Source organism: Aromatoleum toluvorans, from assembly GCF_012910905.1.
GTDB lineage: Bacteria > Pseudomonadota > Gammaproteobacteria > Burkholderiales > Rhodocyclaceae > Aromatoleum > Aromatoleum toluvorans.
Genome location: NZ_WTVN01000003.1, coordinates 47766 through 63066, shown reverse-complemented (window position 1 = coordinate 63066; position 15301 = coordinate 47766). Strand labels below are relative to the sequence as shown.

The 15301-nt window shown below is 66.7% G+C and carries 13 protein-coding genes; 8 read left to right on the top strand and 5 right to left on the bottom strand.

The window, feature by feature from the left end:
• Positions 1 to 15: 15 nt before the first annotated feature.
• The 4 genes from amaB to GPA22_RS03270 all read right to left on the bottom strand — a co-directional run bounded on the left by amaB (position 16) and on the right by GPA22_RS03270 (position 3422).
• The gene (amaB, locus tag GPA22_RS03285) at positions 16 to 1536 is read right to left on the bottom strand and encodes an L-piperidine-6-carboxylate dehydrogenase (protein WP_211168906.1); all 1521 of its coding nucleotides are present in this window, start codon (positions 1534 to 1536) and stop codon (positions 16 to 18) included.
• 52 nt (positions 1537 to 1588) lie between these two features.
• Entirely contained in the window at positions 1589 to 1876 is a 288-nt protein-coding gene (locus tag GPA22_RS03280) for a hypothetical protein (RefSeq protein ID WP_169254673.1), read from the bottom strand.
• A gap of 95 nt (positions 1877 to 1971) precedes the next feature.
• Positions 1972 to 2853 (bottom strand): class I SAM-dependent methyltransferase, encoded by an 882-nt coding sequence (locus GPA22_RS03275; protein ID WP_343035938.1) that lies wholly within the window; start codon positions 2851 to 2853, stop codon positions 1972 to 1974.
• Positions 2850 to 3422 carry a DUF1415 domain-containing protein gene (locus GPA22_RS03270; RefSeq protein WP_169254672.1) on the bottom strand — a complete coding sequence of 191 codons (573 nt, stop codon included), beginning with the start codon at positions 3420 to 3422 and terminating at the stop codon, positions 2850 to 2852. Before GPA22_RS03270 ends, GPA22_RS03275 begins: the two co-directional genes overlap by 4 nt.
• A gap of 88 nt (positions 3423 to 3510) precedes the next feature.
• Between GPA22_RS03270 and ylqF the strand changes: the two genes are divergently transcribed.
• The gene (gene ylqF / locus GPA22_RS03265) at positions 3511 to 4419 is read left to right on the top strand and encodes a ribosome biogenesis GTPase YlqF (protein WP_169254671.1); all 909 of its coding nucleotides are present in this window, start codon (positions 3511 to 3513) and stop codon (positions 4417 to 4419) included.
• On the opposite strand, the gene GPA22_RS03260 is transcribed toward ylqF, so the two are convergent.
• On the bottom strand, positions 4385 to 4594 hold the full coding sequence (locus tag GPA22_RS03260) for a dodecin (RefSeq protein WP_169254670.1): 210 nt from the start codon (positions 4592 to 4594) through the stop codon (positions 4385 to 4387). The genes ylqF and GPA22_RS03260 overlap by 35 nt on opposite strands.
• 239 nt (positions 4595 to 4833) lie before the next feature.
• On the opposite strand from GPA22_RS03260, the gene GPA22_RS03255 reads away from it, so the two are divergent.
• From GPA22_RS03255 to GPA22_RS03225, 7 genes are all read left to right on the top strand, one after another.
• Positions 4834 to 6033 carry a YbfB/YjiJ family MFS transporter gene (locus tag GPA22_RS03255; RefSeq protein WP_169254669.1) on the top strand — a complete coding sequence of 400 codons (1200 nt, stop codon included), beginning with the start codon at positions 4834 to 4836 and terminating at the stop codon, positions 6031 to 6033.
• Positions 6034 to 6090: 57 nt separating this feature from the next.
• Positions 6091 to 7716 (top strand): NAD(P)/FAD-dependent oxidoreductase, encoded by a 1626-nt coding sequence (locus tag GPA22_RS03250; protein ID WP_169254668.1) that lies wholly within the window; start codon positions 6091 to 6093, stop codon positions 7714 to 7716.
• Positions 7716 to 7916: a SlyX family protein gene (locus tag GPA22_RS03245; protein ID WP_169254667.1), complete on the top strand. Its 201-nt coding sequence runs from the start codon at positions 7716 to 7718 to the stop codon at positions 7914 to 7916. The genes GPA22_RS03250 and GPA22_RS03245 overlap by 1 nt, the downstream gene beginning before the upstream one ends.
• Positions 7917 to 8030: 114 nt before the next feature.
• On the top strand, positions 8031 to 12542 hold the full coding sequence (locus GPA22_RS03240) for a PAS domain S-box protein (protein ID WP_169254666.1): 4512 nt from the start codon (positions 8031 to 8033) through the stop codon (positions 12540 to 12542).
• Positions 12543 to 12550: 8 nt separating this feature from the next.
• Complete coding sequence (locus GPA22_RS03235; RefSeq protein WP_343035937.1) at positions 12551 to 13741, top strand: EAL domain-containing response regulator; 1191 nt, start codon at positions 12551 to 12553, stop codon at positions 13739 to 13741.
• Positions 13738 to 14916, top strand: a complete 1179-nt coding sequence (locus GPA22_RS03230; RefSeq protein WP_169254664.1) for a response regulator — start codon at positions 13738 to 13740, stop codon at positions 14914 to 14916. The genes GPA22_RS03235 and GPA22_RS03230 overlap by 4 nt, the downstream gene beginning before the upstream one ends.
• A gap of 126 nt (positions 14917 to 15042) precedes the next feature.
• Positions 15043 to 15288: a CDGSH iron-sulfur domain-containing protein gene (locus GPA22_RS03225; protein ID WP_169254663.1), complete on the top strand. Its 246-nt coding sequence runs from the start codon at positions 15043 to 15045 to the stop codon at positions 15286 to 15288.
• The last annotated feature ends 13 nt before the right edge of the window (positions 15289 to 15301 follow it).

Below are 15301 nucleotides of genomic sequence, written 5' to 3'. Positions count from 1 at the left end.
GACGTCACGGCCACCTCAGGACTCGTCGAGCCCGAAACGTATGCCTTGCGCGAGGGGCAGGGCGCCCGAATAGTTGATCGTGCAGGTCGCGCGCCGCATGTAGCCCTTCCACGCGTCCGAACCGGATTCCCGGCCGCCGCCGGTATCCTTCTCGCCGCCGAACGCGCCGCCGATCTCGGCGCCGGACGGGCCGATATTCACGTTGGCGATGCCGCAGTCGCTGCCCGCAGCGGAGAGGAAGCGCTCGGCCTCGCCGAGATCCTGCGTGAAGACCGACGACGCCAGGCCTTGCGGCACGTCGTTGTGAAGCGCGATCGCCTCGTCGAAGCTCGAGTAGCGCAGCACGTACAGGATGGGGGCGAAAGTCTCGCGTCGGACGAGGTCGGTCTGCGCCGGCATCTCCACTAGCGCGGGACGGCGGTAGCAGCCGCCTTCACAGCCGTGCACCGTCACCGGATCGCCACCGAACAGCGTTGCGCCGGCGGCGGCCGCCTCGGACAGTGCCGCGGCCATCGCTTCACCCGCGGCCGGCGCGATCAGCGGGCCGACAAGCGAGGTCGCATCGAGCGGATTGCCGACCGGGATGCGCCGCCATGCGGCGCGCAGGCGCTCGATCAGCGCATCGGCGATCGATTCGTGCACGATCAGCCGCCGCAGCGTCGTGCAGCGCTGGCCCGCGGTGCCGGCAGCCGCGAAGAGGATCGCGCGCTCGGCGAGGGCGAGGTCCGCGCTGGGGCAGACGATCGCCGCATTGTTGCCGCCGAGTTCGAGGATCGAGCGACCGAGACGTGCCGCAACGCGCGGCGCCAGCGCACGCCCCATCGCACACGAACCCGTCGCGGAAAACACCGCGACGCGCCGGTCGTCGGCGAGCAGCTCGGCGTGCGCGCGACCGCCCGTCAGGAGGCCGAGCAGCCCGTTCGGCGCCTCGCCGAGCCCCCGGCAGGCGCGCTCGAAGAGTGCCGCACAGGCGATGGCGCTGAGCGGGGTGCGTTCCGACGGCTTCCACACCACGCTGTCGCCGCACACCCAGGCGAGCGTGGCATTCCACGCCCACACCGCGACCGGGAAGTTGAAGGCCGACACCACGCCGACGACGCCCGCCGGATGCCACTGCTCCATCATGCGATGACCGGGCCGCTCGCTGGCGATCGTCAGGCCGTGGAGCTGGCGCGACAGGCCGCAGGCATAGTCGCAGATGTCGATCATCTCCTGCACCTCGCCGAGGCCTTCCTGGCGGATCTTGCCGGTCTCGATCGTGACCAGCGTGCCGAGATCGGTCTTGTATTCGCGCAGGAGGTTGCCGAAGCGGCGGACGAGTTCTCCGCGCCGCGGGGCAGGGACAATGCGCCAGGCTTCGAAGGCCTCGTGCGCGGTGGCGAGTGCCGCTTCCGCGGCGGGTCGGGAGGTCGAGGCGACGTGACCGATGAGGCTGCCGTCGATCGGACTATGGACGGCGATGTCGCCGTGGTCGAAGCGGTCCGTGGCAACACCGAACCGGGTGAGCAGGGACGAGGTCAGCGATGCGAGTTCCATGACGGACTCCGGGGCGACGATGCCCCGTTGACCCTGCAGAAACCCGATTGTTCTATTCGCGTAGCGAGACGCCTCGTGTGTAGCGGAAAAGCAGCTTGTTGCAGCGGGCGCAGGCCACGATGCGCCTATCGTCCTCGGCATCGTCGAGACCGAGTTCGCGCGTCTCGGTGGACTGACAATGCGCGCAGCTCACCGACTGCAGACCGTGGGTAGCGAGGTATTGATCGCGTTCGGGCAGCGCGCGCTGCGCATCCTGATGCCGCATGGCCAGGTGGACGATGGCGAGCGAACCGAACAGGAAGACGGCGGCGACCAGGACGGGGAAGGGGACATCGGACATGGTTGTGCGCCGCAGTCAGTTTATGAACCCTGAGCTTACCAGCGCGCCACCACTCCGTACTTCACCGCGATCAAGTTTGACCGCCCGAATCCGGATCAATAGACGAAGCGCTCGCGCAAGTCTTCCAGGTTCAGTTCGGCGAGGATCTGCTCCAGCCGCTCGCGCGCGTTGCCGCGGCGCTGGCCGGTGGCGCGGGCGATGATCAGCTCGTTCTTCATCGAATGCTCCCAGCCCACGAGCTCCGTGACGGTGAGCTGGTAGCCGTGCGACTCGAGCAGCAGGCAGCGCAGCACGTTGGTGATCTGGCTGCCGAACTCGCGCGTGTGGATGGGATGGCGCCACAGCTCGGACAGCGGCGTGCGGCCGAAGGATTCGTTCTTGTGCTTGCGCAACGTGGCGGCGACCTCGGCCTGGCAGCAGGGCACGAGCACGATGAAGCGCGCGTGCTTCTCCAGCGCGAAGCGGATCGCGTCGTCGGTCGCGGTGTTGCAGGCATGCAGCGCGGTGACGATGTCGATGCGCTCGGGCAGTTCGCTCGAGTGGATGGATTCCTCGACCGACAGGTTCAGGAAGCTCATGCGCTCGAAGCCGAGCCTCGCCGCGAGCTCGCGCGAACTGGCGACGAGCGCTTCGCGCGTTTCGATGCCGTAGATGTGGCCGCGATCCTGCGCACCTTCGCGCGCCTTGAGGAAGAGATCGTAAAGGATGAAGCCGAGGTAGGACTTGCCCGCGCCGTGGTCGGCCAGCGTGAGATCGCCGCGGGCCGACATGACTTCATCGAGCAGCGGTTCGATGAAGTTGTAGAGGTGGTACACCTGCTTCAGCTTGCGCCGGCTGTCCTGGTTGAGCTTGCCGTCGCGCGTGAGGATGTGGAGTTCCTTGAGGAGCTCGATCGACTGCCCCGGCCGGACGTCCGGGATCGCCGTCGCAGGCGCGACAGGCGTCGTCGACGCCGGTTTGTGGCGTGCGCGGCTCACTTCTTCTCGTCCCCCACCTGGTCCCACTGGCCGGGAATGCCCAGCGCCTTCCAGCCTTCCAGCCCGAGCTTCTGCATCGTCTCGATGTTGCGCTCGTAGATCGCCTCGGCTTCCGGGTAAGCCGCGACCGCACGCTCGATGCTTTCCTCGCGCAACAGGTGCAGCGTGGGGAAGGGCGAACGGTTGGTGAAGTTCTCGATGTCGTCTTCGGCCGTGTCCTCGAACTGGAAGCGCGGATGGAAACTCGCGACCTGCAGGATGCCCTCGAGCTCGTGCTCCTCGACCGCTTCCTCGGCGATGCCGGCGATCTCGTTGAAGTCGAGGAAGTCCGGGAACAGGGTCGGATGCACGAGGAGCGTCGTGTCGACCTCGGCCGGGTCGGCGGCGGCGAGGAATTCGAGTTCGCGGTCGAGGTCCTCGAGGAAGGCGTCGACATGCTTCGCCTCGCTGACGACGATGCGCACCTGGTTCTTCACGTACACCGATTTCGCGAACGGGCACAGGTTGAGCCCGATCACCGCCTTCTCGATCCACTGCCGCGTCGCCGCGATCACTTCGTCACGATTCATTCACTGCCCCTCGAAAGGCCGCCATTTTGCCCCAATCGCGGACCGAACGAGGCGATAATGCGCGCCTTGTCCACCGCCAACGTTCCAGATGTCCATCCAGTGGTTTCCCGGTCACATGACCTCGGCGCGCAAGAAGGCGGCCGAGACCATGGCGATGACCGATGTCGTCATCGAGGTGCTCGACGCCCGCGTTCCCGAGGCGAGCAGCAACCCGATGATCCGCGAGTTGCGCCTGTTCCGGCAGCGTCCGTGCCTCAAGCTGCTCAACAAGGTCGACCTCGCCGACCCCGTGGCGACGCGCGCCTGGCTGGATTTTTTCAACGCCCAGCCGGGCGTGAAGGCGGTGGCGCTGTCGTGCAAGAAGCCGGGTGACGTCGCGCGCGTGCCGGGCCTGTGCCAGGCGCTCGCGCCGCACCGCAACGACGGCACGAAGCTGCTGCGCCTGATGATCATGGGCATCCCCAACGTCGGCAAATCGACGCTCATGAATGCGCTGCTGAAGCGGCGCGTCGCGGCGGTCGGCGACGAACCGGCGGTGACCAAGCAGCAGCAGACCTTCGACCTCGGTTCGCACATGACGATCACCGACACGCCGGGCCTGATGTGGCCCAAGATCGAGCACGACTCGGACGGCTTCATGCTCGCGGCGAGCCATGCGATCGGTCGCAACGCGGTGATCGACGAGGAGGTCGCCGCCTTCCTCGGCAACTTGCTGCTGGAGCGTTATCCCGATCTCGTCGCCAGGCGCTACGGCATCGCGCCCGAGCGCATGGAGGCGCTCGACGGCGTCGGCGTCGTCGAGACCGTTGCGGCGCGCCGCGGCTGCCGCCTCAAGGGCGGGGCACCCGACCTCGAGAAGGCCGCGCAGATCCTGCTCACGGACTACCGCAGCGGCGCGCTCGGCCGCATCAGCCTCGAGACGCCCGAGACGCGCCGCGCGATGCTCGAAGGCGACCGCGGGATCAGTCCTCCAGCCGGAACCCCACCTTCAGCTTGACCTGGTAGTGCGCGACCTTGCCGTCGGCAATGTGGCCGCGGATCTCGGTCGCCTCGAACCAGTCCAGGTGACGAACCGTCTTGCCGGCAGTCTCGATGGCGTTGCGGATCGCGGCATCGACGCTGTCCGGGGACGAGCCGACGATTTCGACGAGTTTGTAGGTGTGGGCGGACATCGCGCTCTCCTCGAGGATTGAACGGGCAGCGCTCCCAGTATAGAGAAGCACTCCGGTCTTGCCCGGACCCCGATGCGTAACGATCCGTGCATGGCGTGGCGTGCGTCACGCGGCGGATGTCGTATTCCGTCCGGCACGTGCTCGGGCGTATCAAGGGGGTTCGTGTCGGAATCAGGATAGCTTGCGCCGCCGCTTTCCATACCATACCGTATCGAGACCAACGATAAGGACAACCCTCGATGAGAGAGCAGATGCAGCGGATGAAGGTCCTCGGGGCGGGCGTCCTGAGCCTGATCCTGGTGATGGGCGTCGCGCGCTTCGCCTACACGCCGCTGCTTCCGCTGATGCAGCAGCAGGCGGGCCTCGGCGTGGCGGACGCCGGTTGGCTGGCGGCATGGAACTACGCGGGCTACCTCAGCGGCGCGCTGGTCGCCTCGATGATCAGCGACCTCGTGCTCAAGGACCGCCTCTACCGCATCGGGTTGGTCGTCGCCGTGCTTACGACGATCATGATGGGCCTCACGACCAGCGTCTTCTGGTGGTCGGTGTCGCGCTTCCTTGCCGGACTGAGCACCGCCGGGGGCATGCTGCTGGGCACGGGGCTGATCCTCAACTGGCTCATCCGCCACCAGCACCGTTCCGAGCTGGGAATCCACTTCACCGGCATCGGTCTCGGCATTGCCGGCTGCGCCGCCGCGGTGGCGCTGATGACGCAGTGGCTGGACTGGCGCACGCAGTGGTTCGTGTTCAGCGTGCTGGGCGTGCTGTTGCTGATCCCGGCGTGGCGCTGGCTGCCCCCGCCCGACGCCACGGCCGTCACGGTCGGCGGGCAGAAGATGGAGGACAACCCGCCCGGTGCGGGCTTCCTGCGCGTGTTCATGGCCGCCTACTTCTGCGCCGGTATCGGCTACGTCGTGAGCGCGACCTTCATCGTCGCGATCATCGACAAACTGCCCGGCCTGGGCGGGCAAGGGGCGCTCGTGTTCCTCGTGCTCGGCCTCTCGGCGGCACCGGCGTGCATCGTGTGGGACTTCATCGCGCGCCGCGTCGGCTACCTGAACTCGCTGCTGCTGTCCTTCGTGCTGCAGATCGTCGGCATGCTGCTGCCGCTTGCGGGCGGGCTGATCCCGGCGTTCACCGGCGCGATCCTCTTCGGCGGCAACTTCATCGGTGCGGTGAGCCTCGTCCTGACGATGGCCGGCCGCTACTATCCGACCCGCCCGGCGAAGATGATGGGCAAGATGACCATCGCCTACGGCGTCGCGCAGATCGCCGGCCCGGCCGTGACCGGCACGCTCGCGGCACACGGCGGCAGCTACGCCGACGGCCTCTACATGGCGGCGGCGGTGATGGCGGTCGGGACAATTCTGGTCGCAGTGCTCCGGGGCATGGCCGCGCGGACGCGCGAAAACGCGGTGACGGCAGGCAATCCCGTTTAAAATCGCGGGCTTCGACGTGCCCGGCACGTCCCAGAGAACCTGCAACCGGAATCACCAATGCTGCGAATCAACGAACTCAGGCTGCCGCTCGACCACCCCGAGGGCGCCCTGAGGGACGCCATCGTCGCCCGCCTGGGCATCAAGCCAGCCGAACTCGGCGAGTTCACCGTGTTCAAGCGCAGCTACGATGCGCGCAAGGCCACGGCGATCACGCTGATCTACACCATCGACATGACCGTCGCGAACGAGGCGGCGCTGCTCGCACAGTTCGCCGGCGACCGCAACGTGACGAAGACGCCGGACACGAATTACCGCTTCGTCGGCAAGGCGCAGGAAGGGCTTGCGCATCGCCCGGTGGTCGTCGGCTTCGGCCCCTGCGGCATCTTTGCGGCGCTGATCCTCGCGCAGATGGGTTTCCGCCCGATCGTGCTGGAGCGCGGCAAGGCCGTGCGCGAACGTACCAAGGACACCTGGGGCCTGTGGCGCAAGAGCGTGCTCAACCCCGAGTCCAACGTGCAGTTCGGCGAGGGCGGGGCGGGCACCTTCTCGGACGGCAAGCTCTACAGCCAGATCAAGGACCCGAAGCACTACGGGCGCAAGGTGCTGACCGAGTTCGTGAAGGCGGGCGCGCCCGAAGAGATCCTGTACGTGAGCAAGCCGCACATCGGCACCTTCCGCCTCGTCGGCATGGTCGAGACCATGCGCGCCGAGATCATCGCGCTGGGCGGCGAGATCCGCTTCCAGCAACGCGTGGCCGACGTGCTGATCGAGGACGGCCAGTTGCGCGGTGTGGTGCTCGCGAACGGCGAGGAGATCCGCAGCGACCACGTCGTGCTCGCGCTCGGCCACAGCGCGCGCGACACTTTCGAGATGCTGCACGAGCGCGGCGTGTATATGGAGGCCAAGCCTTTCTCGGTCGGGTTCCGCGTCGAGCATCCGCAATCCCTGATCGACAAGGCGCGCTTCGGCCCCAACGCCGGCCATCCGCTGCTCGGCGCGGCCGACTACAAGCTCGTGCATCACGCGAAGAACGGCCGGTCCGTGTACAGCTTCTGCATGTGCCCCGGCGGCACGGTGGTCGCCGCGACGTCCGAGCCGAACCGTGTCGTCACGAACGGCATGAGCCAGTATTCGCGCAATGAGCGCAACGCCAACGCGGGCATCGTCGTCGGCATCACGCCGGACGACTACCCGGGCGGCCCGCTGGCGGGCATCGCGTTCCAGCGGCAGTGGGAGTCGCGCGCCTACGAGCTCGGCGGCGGCGACTACATCGCGCCGGGGCAACTCGTCGGCGACTTCATCAGGAACCAGCCGTCGAGCGTGCTCGGTTCGGTCGAACCTTCGTACAAGCCGGGGGTGAAGCTCGGCGACCTGTCGACAAGCCTGCCCGACTACGCGATCGAAGCGGTGCGCGAAGCCTTGCCGGCCTTCGAGCGCCAGATCAAGGGCTTCTCGATGCGCGACGCGGTGCTCACCGGCGTCGAGACGCGCACCTCGTCACCACTGCGCATGACGCGCGGCGCCGACTGCCAGAGCCTCAACGTGAAGGGCCTGTATCCGGCCGGGGAGGGCGCGGGCTACGCGGGCGGCATCCTCTCGGCGGGTGTCGATGGCATCCGCGTGGCCGAGGCGGTGGCGAAGTCCATCCTCGGCGACGTGACCGTCGTGGCGGAGGAGGCGTGATGGATGAGCGTCTCGACCGCATCGAAAGCAAGCTCGCGCTGGCCGAGGACACCATCGACGAGCTCAATCTCACGGTGTTCAGGCAGCAACAGCAGATCGACCGCCTGCAGCAGCAGATCCTGGAACTGCACCGGCAGATCGCGGCAGGCTCGCCCGGCGAGCGCCGCGATCTGCGCGACGAGATTCCGCCGCATTATTGAATCCGAAATTCACTTTTGCCAGAATGCGAAGGGCCGCCTGGTCGTTCGTGGGTGACAGATGAACCACGCGGATCGCGACGAACAACCGCTGGCCTGATGCCGAAAACATCGCCGATGACCCGCACCGCATCCCCCGTGCATGCCGGTTCGCGCCATGCTCCGTTCGAGCAGGAGCCGACGCGCGTCGAAACCGCGTTTCCCGCCGTCGATCCGGCAGCTGCGCTCGTGGGGAACAGGCTGTGGACGCGCATCCTTCTCGTTGCGGCCGTCTATGCTGCGGCGGCGCTCATCTCGAAGCCGCTGGGGGCGTCCCCGGGTATTGCCACGTCGCTCTGGCCGCCGGCAGGGGTGGCGCTGGTATGCCTGATCCTGTTCGGGATCCGCGCCTTTCCCGGTGTATGGCTGGGGGCGTTCCTGTTCAGCCTGCTTTTCGATCCGACGACCGTGGGCGGACTCGTCGCCGGGTTCTGGGCCACGGGCGCAACCCTGCAAGCGGTGCTCGGCGCATGGTTCACCCGTCGCTACCTTCGCTCGCCGTTTGCGCTTGCGAGCCACTGGAGGCTCGTCCGGATTCTTTTGCTGACCGGACCGGTTGCGTGCGTCGCTTCGGCTACTTTCGGAATCGGTGCCCTGGTCGGACTCGAGCGGCTCGCTTCGGTCAATGCTGCCGACGAATGGCTGGCAGTCTGGGCCGGCGATACGATCGGCGTGATCCTCTTCGCGCCCCTCGGCCTGCTCGTCATGCCGGGCGTTCGGCCGGCGTGGACAGCCAGCGGCCGAAGCGGTCTCCGTGTCGCCGCCGCCCTGCTCGCCACTGCCATTCTCCTCGGGGTCGGCAGGGTCGGGGTGCATCGCATCGAGGCGGAGCGAAAGCGTGCGGACATCGCCCTGCGGATTGACGAGGTCGTCGAGCTGGGCCTCCTGCCTTTGCCGAATGTGGTCGCCATGCTGGAAGGTGTCGAACGCTTCATTTCGGCAAATGCCACGCTGACGCGCGAGGAGTTCGCCACGTATACCCGCTGGATAACGCGTCATCCGGCGCTGTCGTCCGTGGATTGGGCGCCGCGCGTCCTGCGCGACCAGCGCGCCGCGTTCGAATCGGCTGCACGGGCAGGCGGCGTCCCGGACTACCGGCTCTTCGAACCCGACACCGATGGCAGCCCGCTTCCGGCACGGGATCGGCCGGAGTATTACCCCGTGCTGTTTACCGAGCCACTGGAAAAGAACCGGATGATCCTGGGGCTCGATCACGCGTTCAATTTCGAGCGCATGGAAGACATGCACCATGCGTCGGATCCGGGCTCTCCCCATCTGTTTTACAGACCCCGTCTCCGTCGGAGCCCGAATCCGTCCCTGCTGGTGTTCCAGCGCGTGCTTGCGAAGGACGCCGCGGGGGCCGCGGCGGCGGGTGCGAAGGACAGCGAGACCCGTGGGTACGTGGTCGGTGTCTATGACGTCGCGGCGCTCCTCGCCCCCCTCCTCGACGCGGCGAGGGCGCGCGGGGTGCTCTGCCGTGTTCGGGACGTGACCGGCGGCGAGACCGCGTACACGCTGGTCGACGACCTGACGGCGGACGTGCCGCCGCTCGTGACGCGCGACATCGAGGTCGCCGGCCGCAGCTTCCGGCTCGAAATGCAGCCGGGCCCGGGGTTCGCCGCCATGGCTTACGGGGCCGAGTCGCACATCTTTCACGTGTTCTCGGTTCTCGTCGCGCTCCTCGTGAGTTTTGGCGCGCTCAGCACCGCCGGCTATGCGGCGGGAATCGAGCGGACGGTGGCGCAACGCACCGCGGAGCTCGAGGACGAACTCCGGGCGCGGCGCAGCGCCGAGAACGAGCGCGACCGCCTGTTCAACCTCTCGCTGGACCTGCTGGGTATCGCGAGTTTCGACGGCTACTTCAAGCGCATCAATCCGGCCTTTCGGAAAACGCTCGGGTGGAGCGACGAAGAATTCCTTGCACATCCGTTCCTCGATTTCGTTCACCCCGACGATCACGCGGCTACACAGGCCGAGCTCGCCAAGCTCGCCGCGGGAACGCCGATGCAGGGCTTCGAAAACCGCTACCGGTGCAAGGACGGTTCCTGGCGCTGGCTGGAGTGGAAGGTCTTGCCGCAGCCCGACGGCCTGATGTTCTGTTCCGCGACAGACGGTACCGAACGTCACGAGCATGCGCTGCGCCTTGGTCAGCTGAATACGGTGCTGGCACGCCGGGTCGAAGAGCGGACCGCAGCGCTGGACGCATTGCACGCGAAGAAGGAAGAACTCCGCGCGGTGCTCGATCACCTGCTTGACTGCGTCGTCACGATCGACGAGCGCGGCGTGGTGCAGCGCGCCAACCCGGCCATCGAACAGGTGCTCGGCTATTCGCCCGAGGAACTCGTCGGGCAGAACGTCGCGATGCTGATGCCGTCACCGCACTGCGAACAGCATGACGACTACCTGCGGCGTTATGTCGGGACCGGCGAGCGCCACATCATCGGCACGCGCCGCGAGGTGGAGGGGCGGCACAAGCTCGGCCATGCCGTCGCACTGGAACTGAGTGTCGCGGAATACAGCATCGGGAAGGAGCGATTCTTCATCGGCACCCTGCACGACATCACCAAGCGCAGGACGCTGATCGCTGCGCTGCAGCAGGCGCGCGACGATGCCGAGCAGGCGAGCCGCGCGAAGTCCGCGTTCCTTGCCGCGATGAGCCATGAAATCCGCACGCCGATGAACGGCGTGGTGGGGCTTGTCGACGTGCTCGCCCACACCGGGCTGACCGAGCAACAGGCCGATCTGATCGCGACCATACGTTCGTCGTCGTCGACCCTGCTCGAAATCATCGACGACATCCTCGATTTCTCGAAGATCGAGGCCGGACGGCTCGAGCTCGATATGGCGCCGGTCGCACTGGGCGAACTCGCCGAGGGGCTGGCCACGTCGCTCGCACCGGTCGCAAACGGCCGTGATGTCGATCTCTCGATCTTCGTCGCGCCCGACCTTCCGCGACTGTTGATGGCCGACGAGATGCGTGTGCGGCAGGTCCTGTACAACCTCGTGGGCAATGCAATCAAGTTTTCGGCGGGGCGTCCGGGCATCCGCGGGCGGGTCGGAATTCGGGTGGCCGTGGCACAGCGCGACCCGTTGCGCGTTGCCATTTCCGTGTCCGACAACGGAATCGGAATTGCCCCCGACAAGGTAAATGAGCTCTTCCATCCCTTCACGCAGGCCGAGACCTCGACGACGCGGCGCTTCGGCGGGACGGGGCTGGGGCTCGCGATCTGCAGGCGGCTCGTCGCGCTCATGGATGGCGACGTGGCCGTCGAGAGCCGCCCCGGCGAGGGGGCGCGTTTCACGGTGACACTGCCGTTCACTCCCGCCGAGGTACAGGCTGCGCAACCGGACCCGCAGCTCGCCGGCGTCGGCTGCATCCTCATCGATGACGCGGAGTTGGCGACCGACGACCTGCGCATCTATCTCGAACATGCCGGCGCGCACGTGCATGTCGCAGCCGATGTGAGCGCAGCCGCTGCGGCCGTGCAGGCTCTCGGCGCGTCGGCGATCGTGATCGGCTTCGTCGGCACTGGCGCGAACGAGCAGCGCATTGCCGAAACGCTCGCGGGCGTCCGGCGTGTCTGCATCAAGCGGGGACGCCGCCAGCGTCCCCGCATCAGCGACCCGCACACGGTCACGATCGATGGCAATGCGCTGCGCAGGCACGCCCTGCTGCGCGCCGTGGCCGTCGCAGCGGGACTTGCTTCGCCCGAGATCTTTCCCTCGTTCCTGCCTGTTTCCGAGCAGGCTGCCACGCTGACGATGCCCGACATCGAGCAGGCCCGTCGCGAAGGTCGCCTGATCCTGGTCGCTGACGATGATGAAGTCAATCGCAAGGTGTTGATCCATCAGCTCGCGCTGCTCGGATACGCGGCCGTGCTTGCGAACGACGGCGTCGAGGCACTGCAGATGTGGCGCAAGGGTCATTACGCGCTGGTGCTGGCCGACATCCACATGCCCGAGATGGATGGCTACCGGCTCACCGAGTCGATCCGGCACGAGGAGGGCGACAAGGGCAGGACGCCGGTCGTGGCCGTGACGGCGAACGCCTTGCGTGGCGAGGAGCGCCGTGCGTATGCGGCAGGAATGGATGGCTACCTGACGAAGCCCGTGCTGCTCGAGGCCCTGAGTGCCACCCTTCGGCAATGGTTGCCGGAGGGTGAGGTGCCGCGTGCGGCCGGACAAGCCGCGCAACGCATCGGCCTCGAACCGACCGGCGAATTGCCGCTGCTGGATCTGTCGGCGCTTGCGAAGCTGGTCGGCGAGGAAGAAACTGTCATACGGGAGTTCCTGCAGGAGTTCGCGGAGTCAGCCCGGCGGCACGCAACGACGATGGGGGACGCCGAAACGCGCGGCGAGCTTCACGTCATCGCGGCGACGGCGCACAGGCTGAAGTCGTCGGCGCGTGCAGTGGGTGCGCTATTGTTGGGCGACGCCTGCGCGGCACTCGAGGAAAATGCCAAGAAAGGGGATCACACTCTGATCGCGAACCAGATGGCGCGCTTCAACGCATCGTTCGAGGCAACGATGGCGCGTGTTGTCGAAGATCTTTCGGCGGAGACCCTGCCGCTTCGCGGAGAAGTCCGATGAAAATCCTGGTGGTCGATGACGAGCCGATTCAGCGCAAGCTAATCGTTCACCAACTGGGCCGGCTCGGAATCGAGGATGTCGAAGCCTGTGCCAGCGGCCACGACGCCCTGACGGTGCTTGCCACGGCGCGCGAGGGCATCGACCTGATTTTCTGCGACCTGCAGATGCCGGGGATGGACGGGATCGAGTTCGTGCGCCACCTGACCCGGCAGGGATATGCCGGAAAGCTCGTCCTCGTGAGCGGCGAAGGCGAACGCATCCTGCAAACGGCCGAGAAGCTGGCCCAGGGCCACCGGCTCCACGTGCTGGGCGCGCTGAGCAAGCCGGTGACCATGGATGAACTGCGGCATGTCCTCCAGCAGCGGGCGTCACCCGAACCGGCCGCTGTCCGGGCAAGCAGGCACACCTACACGGTGGACGCGCTGCGCCACGCAATCGCCGCAGGCAACCTGGTCAATCACTATCAGCCCAAGGTGGACCTCGCGACCGGTGCGGTGACCGGCGTGGAGACCCTGGTGCGCTGGGCGCATCCGCAGGACGGCCTGATCTTCCCCGACCAGTTCATCGCACTTGCCGAAGACAACGGGTTGATCGGCGAACTCACGCGAACGGTGCTGCTCGACGCGCTGCGCCACGCGCACCAGTGGCATATGGACGGGCTGCCGCTTCAGGTTGCGATCAACGTGTCGATGGACAATCTGGTGTCCCTCGATTTTCCGGATGTCGTGGAGCGTGCGGTGCACGAATCCGGGTTGCCTTCCGGCAGCGTGATGCTCGAGGTGACGGAGAGCCGGCTGATGAAGGATCCGCTGACGCCGCTCGAGATCCTCACGCGCCTGCGGCTCAAGCGGATCGGGCTGTCGATCGACGATTTCGGCACCGGCCATTCCTCGCTCGCACAGCTGCGCGACATCCCCTTCACCGAACTCAAGATCGATCGAGGTTTCGTGCATGGGGCCAGCCGCGACGCGTCGTTGCGCGCGATCTTCGAGGCGAGCCTGGGCATGGCGCGGCAGCTCGGCATGAAGGTTGTCGCCGAAGGCGTCGAAGACCGCGAGGACTGGGATTTCCTGCAAGGGACGGGCTGCGACTTTGCCCAGGGCTGGTTCGTTTCCAGGGCAATGCCGCCCGAGCAGATCCCCGACTGGGTCGCCGACTGGGAGGTCCGGCGCCCGACGCTCGTGAGCATGGGGTCATGAACGGCACCGCGCGCATCCTGGTCGCCAGTGACGTAGCCGTCGATGCATCCCTGGTGCGCAAGCTGTTGAGCGACGAATTCGAGAACGTGTCGCTCTCGACCCTGCCGGACAAGAGCGTGGAGGACTTCGAGCGGGTCAAGCCGCAGGTGCTCGTCCTTGCGTTCAATTCGCTGGAGAAGGCCGAGCGCTACTACCTCGGCCTCTACCGGCTGGGCACGCTCGTGCATGGGCATCCGCACCGGACGCTGATCCTGTGCAACAAGGACGACCTGAAGCGCGTGTACGAGCTGTGCAAGCGCGAGTATTTCGATGACTACATCCTGTTCTGGCCGATGACGCACGACACGCCGCGTCTGCCGATGGCGGTCATTCACGCGCTGCGTCAGATGACTGCGGCCGGTGCCGGCACGCCGACGGCACGCGAACTTGCCGCACAGGCCCGGCACATCGCCGAACTGGAAGAGCAGCTCCGGCAGTACGCGTCGAAGGGCGGGCAGCAGATCGAGCACGTGAGCCGCTCGTTCCGGCATGCGGGCAGCGAGATCGGGGCGGCGATCGACGGTTTTTCGCGGCGCATGGCGATGGGTGAGTTCCGTGACGTTGTAGAGATCAAGGATCAGGGCGGATTCGAGCGCGAGCTCTCGCGCCTGAAGACCGACGAAGTGGAAAGACGGCTGGAGGAGGCGGGGAGTGCCGTCCGGCCGCTGACGCTATGGATCGATTCGATCGAGGAGGCGTTTCGCCCGCAACTGCAGGCGGCGCGTGAACTGCAGTCGCTGGCAGACCGGATTCCCCCCGTTGTGCTGGTCGTGGACGACGACGAACTCCAGCACAAGCTGATCGGTCGCCTGCTGGGGGACATGCAGCTGGAGATCCTTTACGCGAGTTCGGGCACCGAGGCACTGGGTGTGCTGCGCCGGCGGCGTCCGGATCTCATCCTGATGGATGTAAACCTCCCCGATTTTTCCGGCGTGGAGGCGACGCGGCGGCTGAAATCCAACGCGGCACTCGCAAACGTGCCGGTCGTCATGATCACCGGGCGGGCCGAAAAATCGGTGGTCGTCGACAGCCTGAAGGCGGGGGCGGTCGATTTCGTCGTAAAGCCCGTCGATCGCGAAACGCTGCAAGGCAAGCTGCGCAGCTACCTCGACCTCCCGGCGCCCTCCGCGGGCTGAACTTCGGGCCCGCGACGTCCTGCCGAGGCACATTTTCCTGGCTTTTCGCGGGCGGGGCAGTCTAGATTGAAACCGTGCGGATTTGCGGCGCCGCGGTCCGCGTGATGACATTCAGGAGAACGCGTCATGACCGATCCCGTTCCCAATATTGCGCAGAAGGGGCCGTACGCCGTCGAACTGGAAGCCGGCAAGGAGTATTACTGGTGCCAATGCGGCAACAGCAAGCACCAGCCGTTCTGCGACGGATCGCACAAGGGCGGCCCCTTCCTGCCGGTCAGGTTCATAGCGGCCGAGACGGGCACCGCCTATCTGTGCGGCTGCAAGCGCACCGGCAACAAGCCGTATTGCGACGGGACGCACAAGACCTTGTAGCCGCGCCGACCGC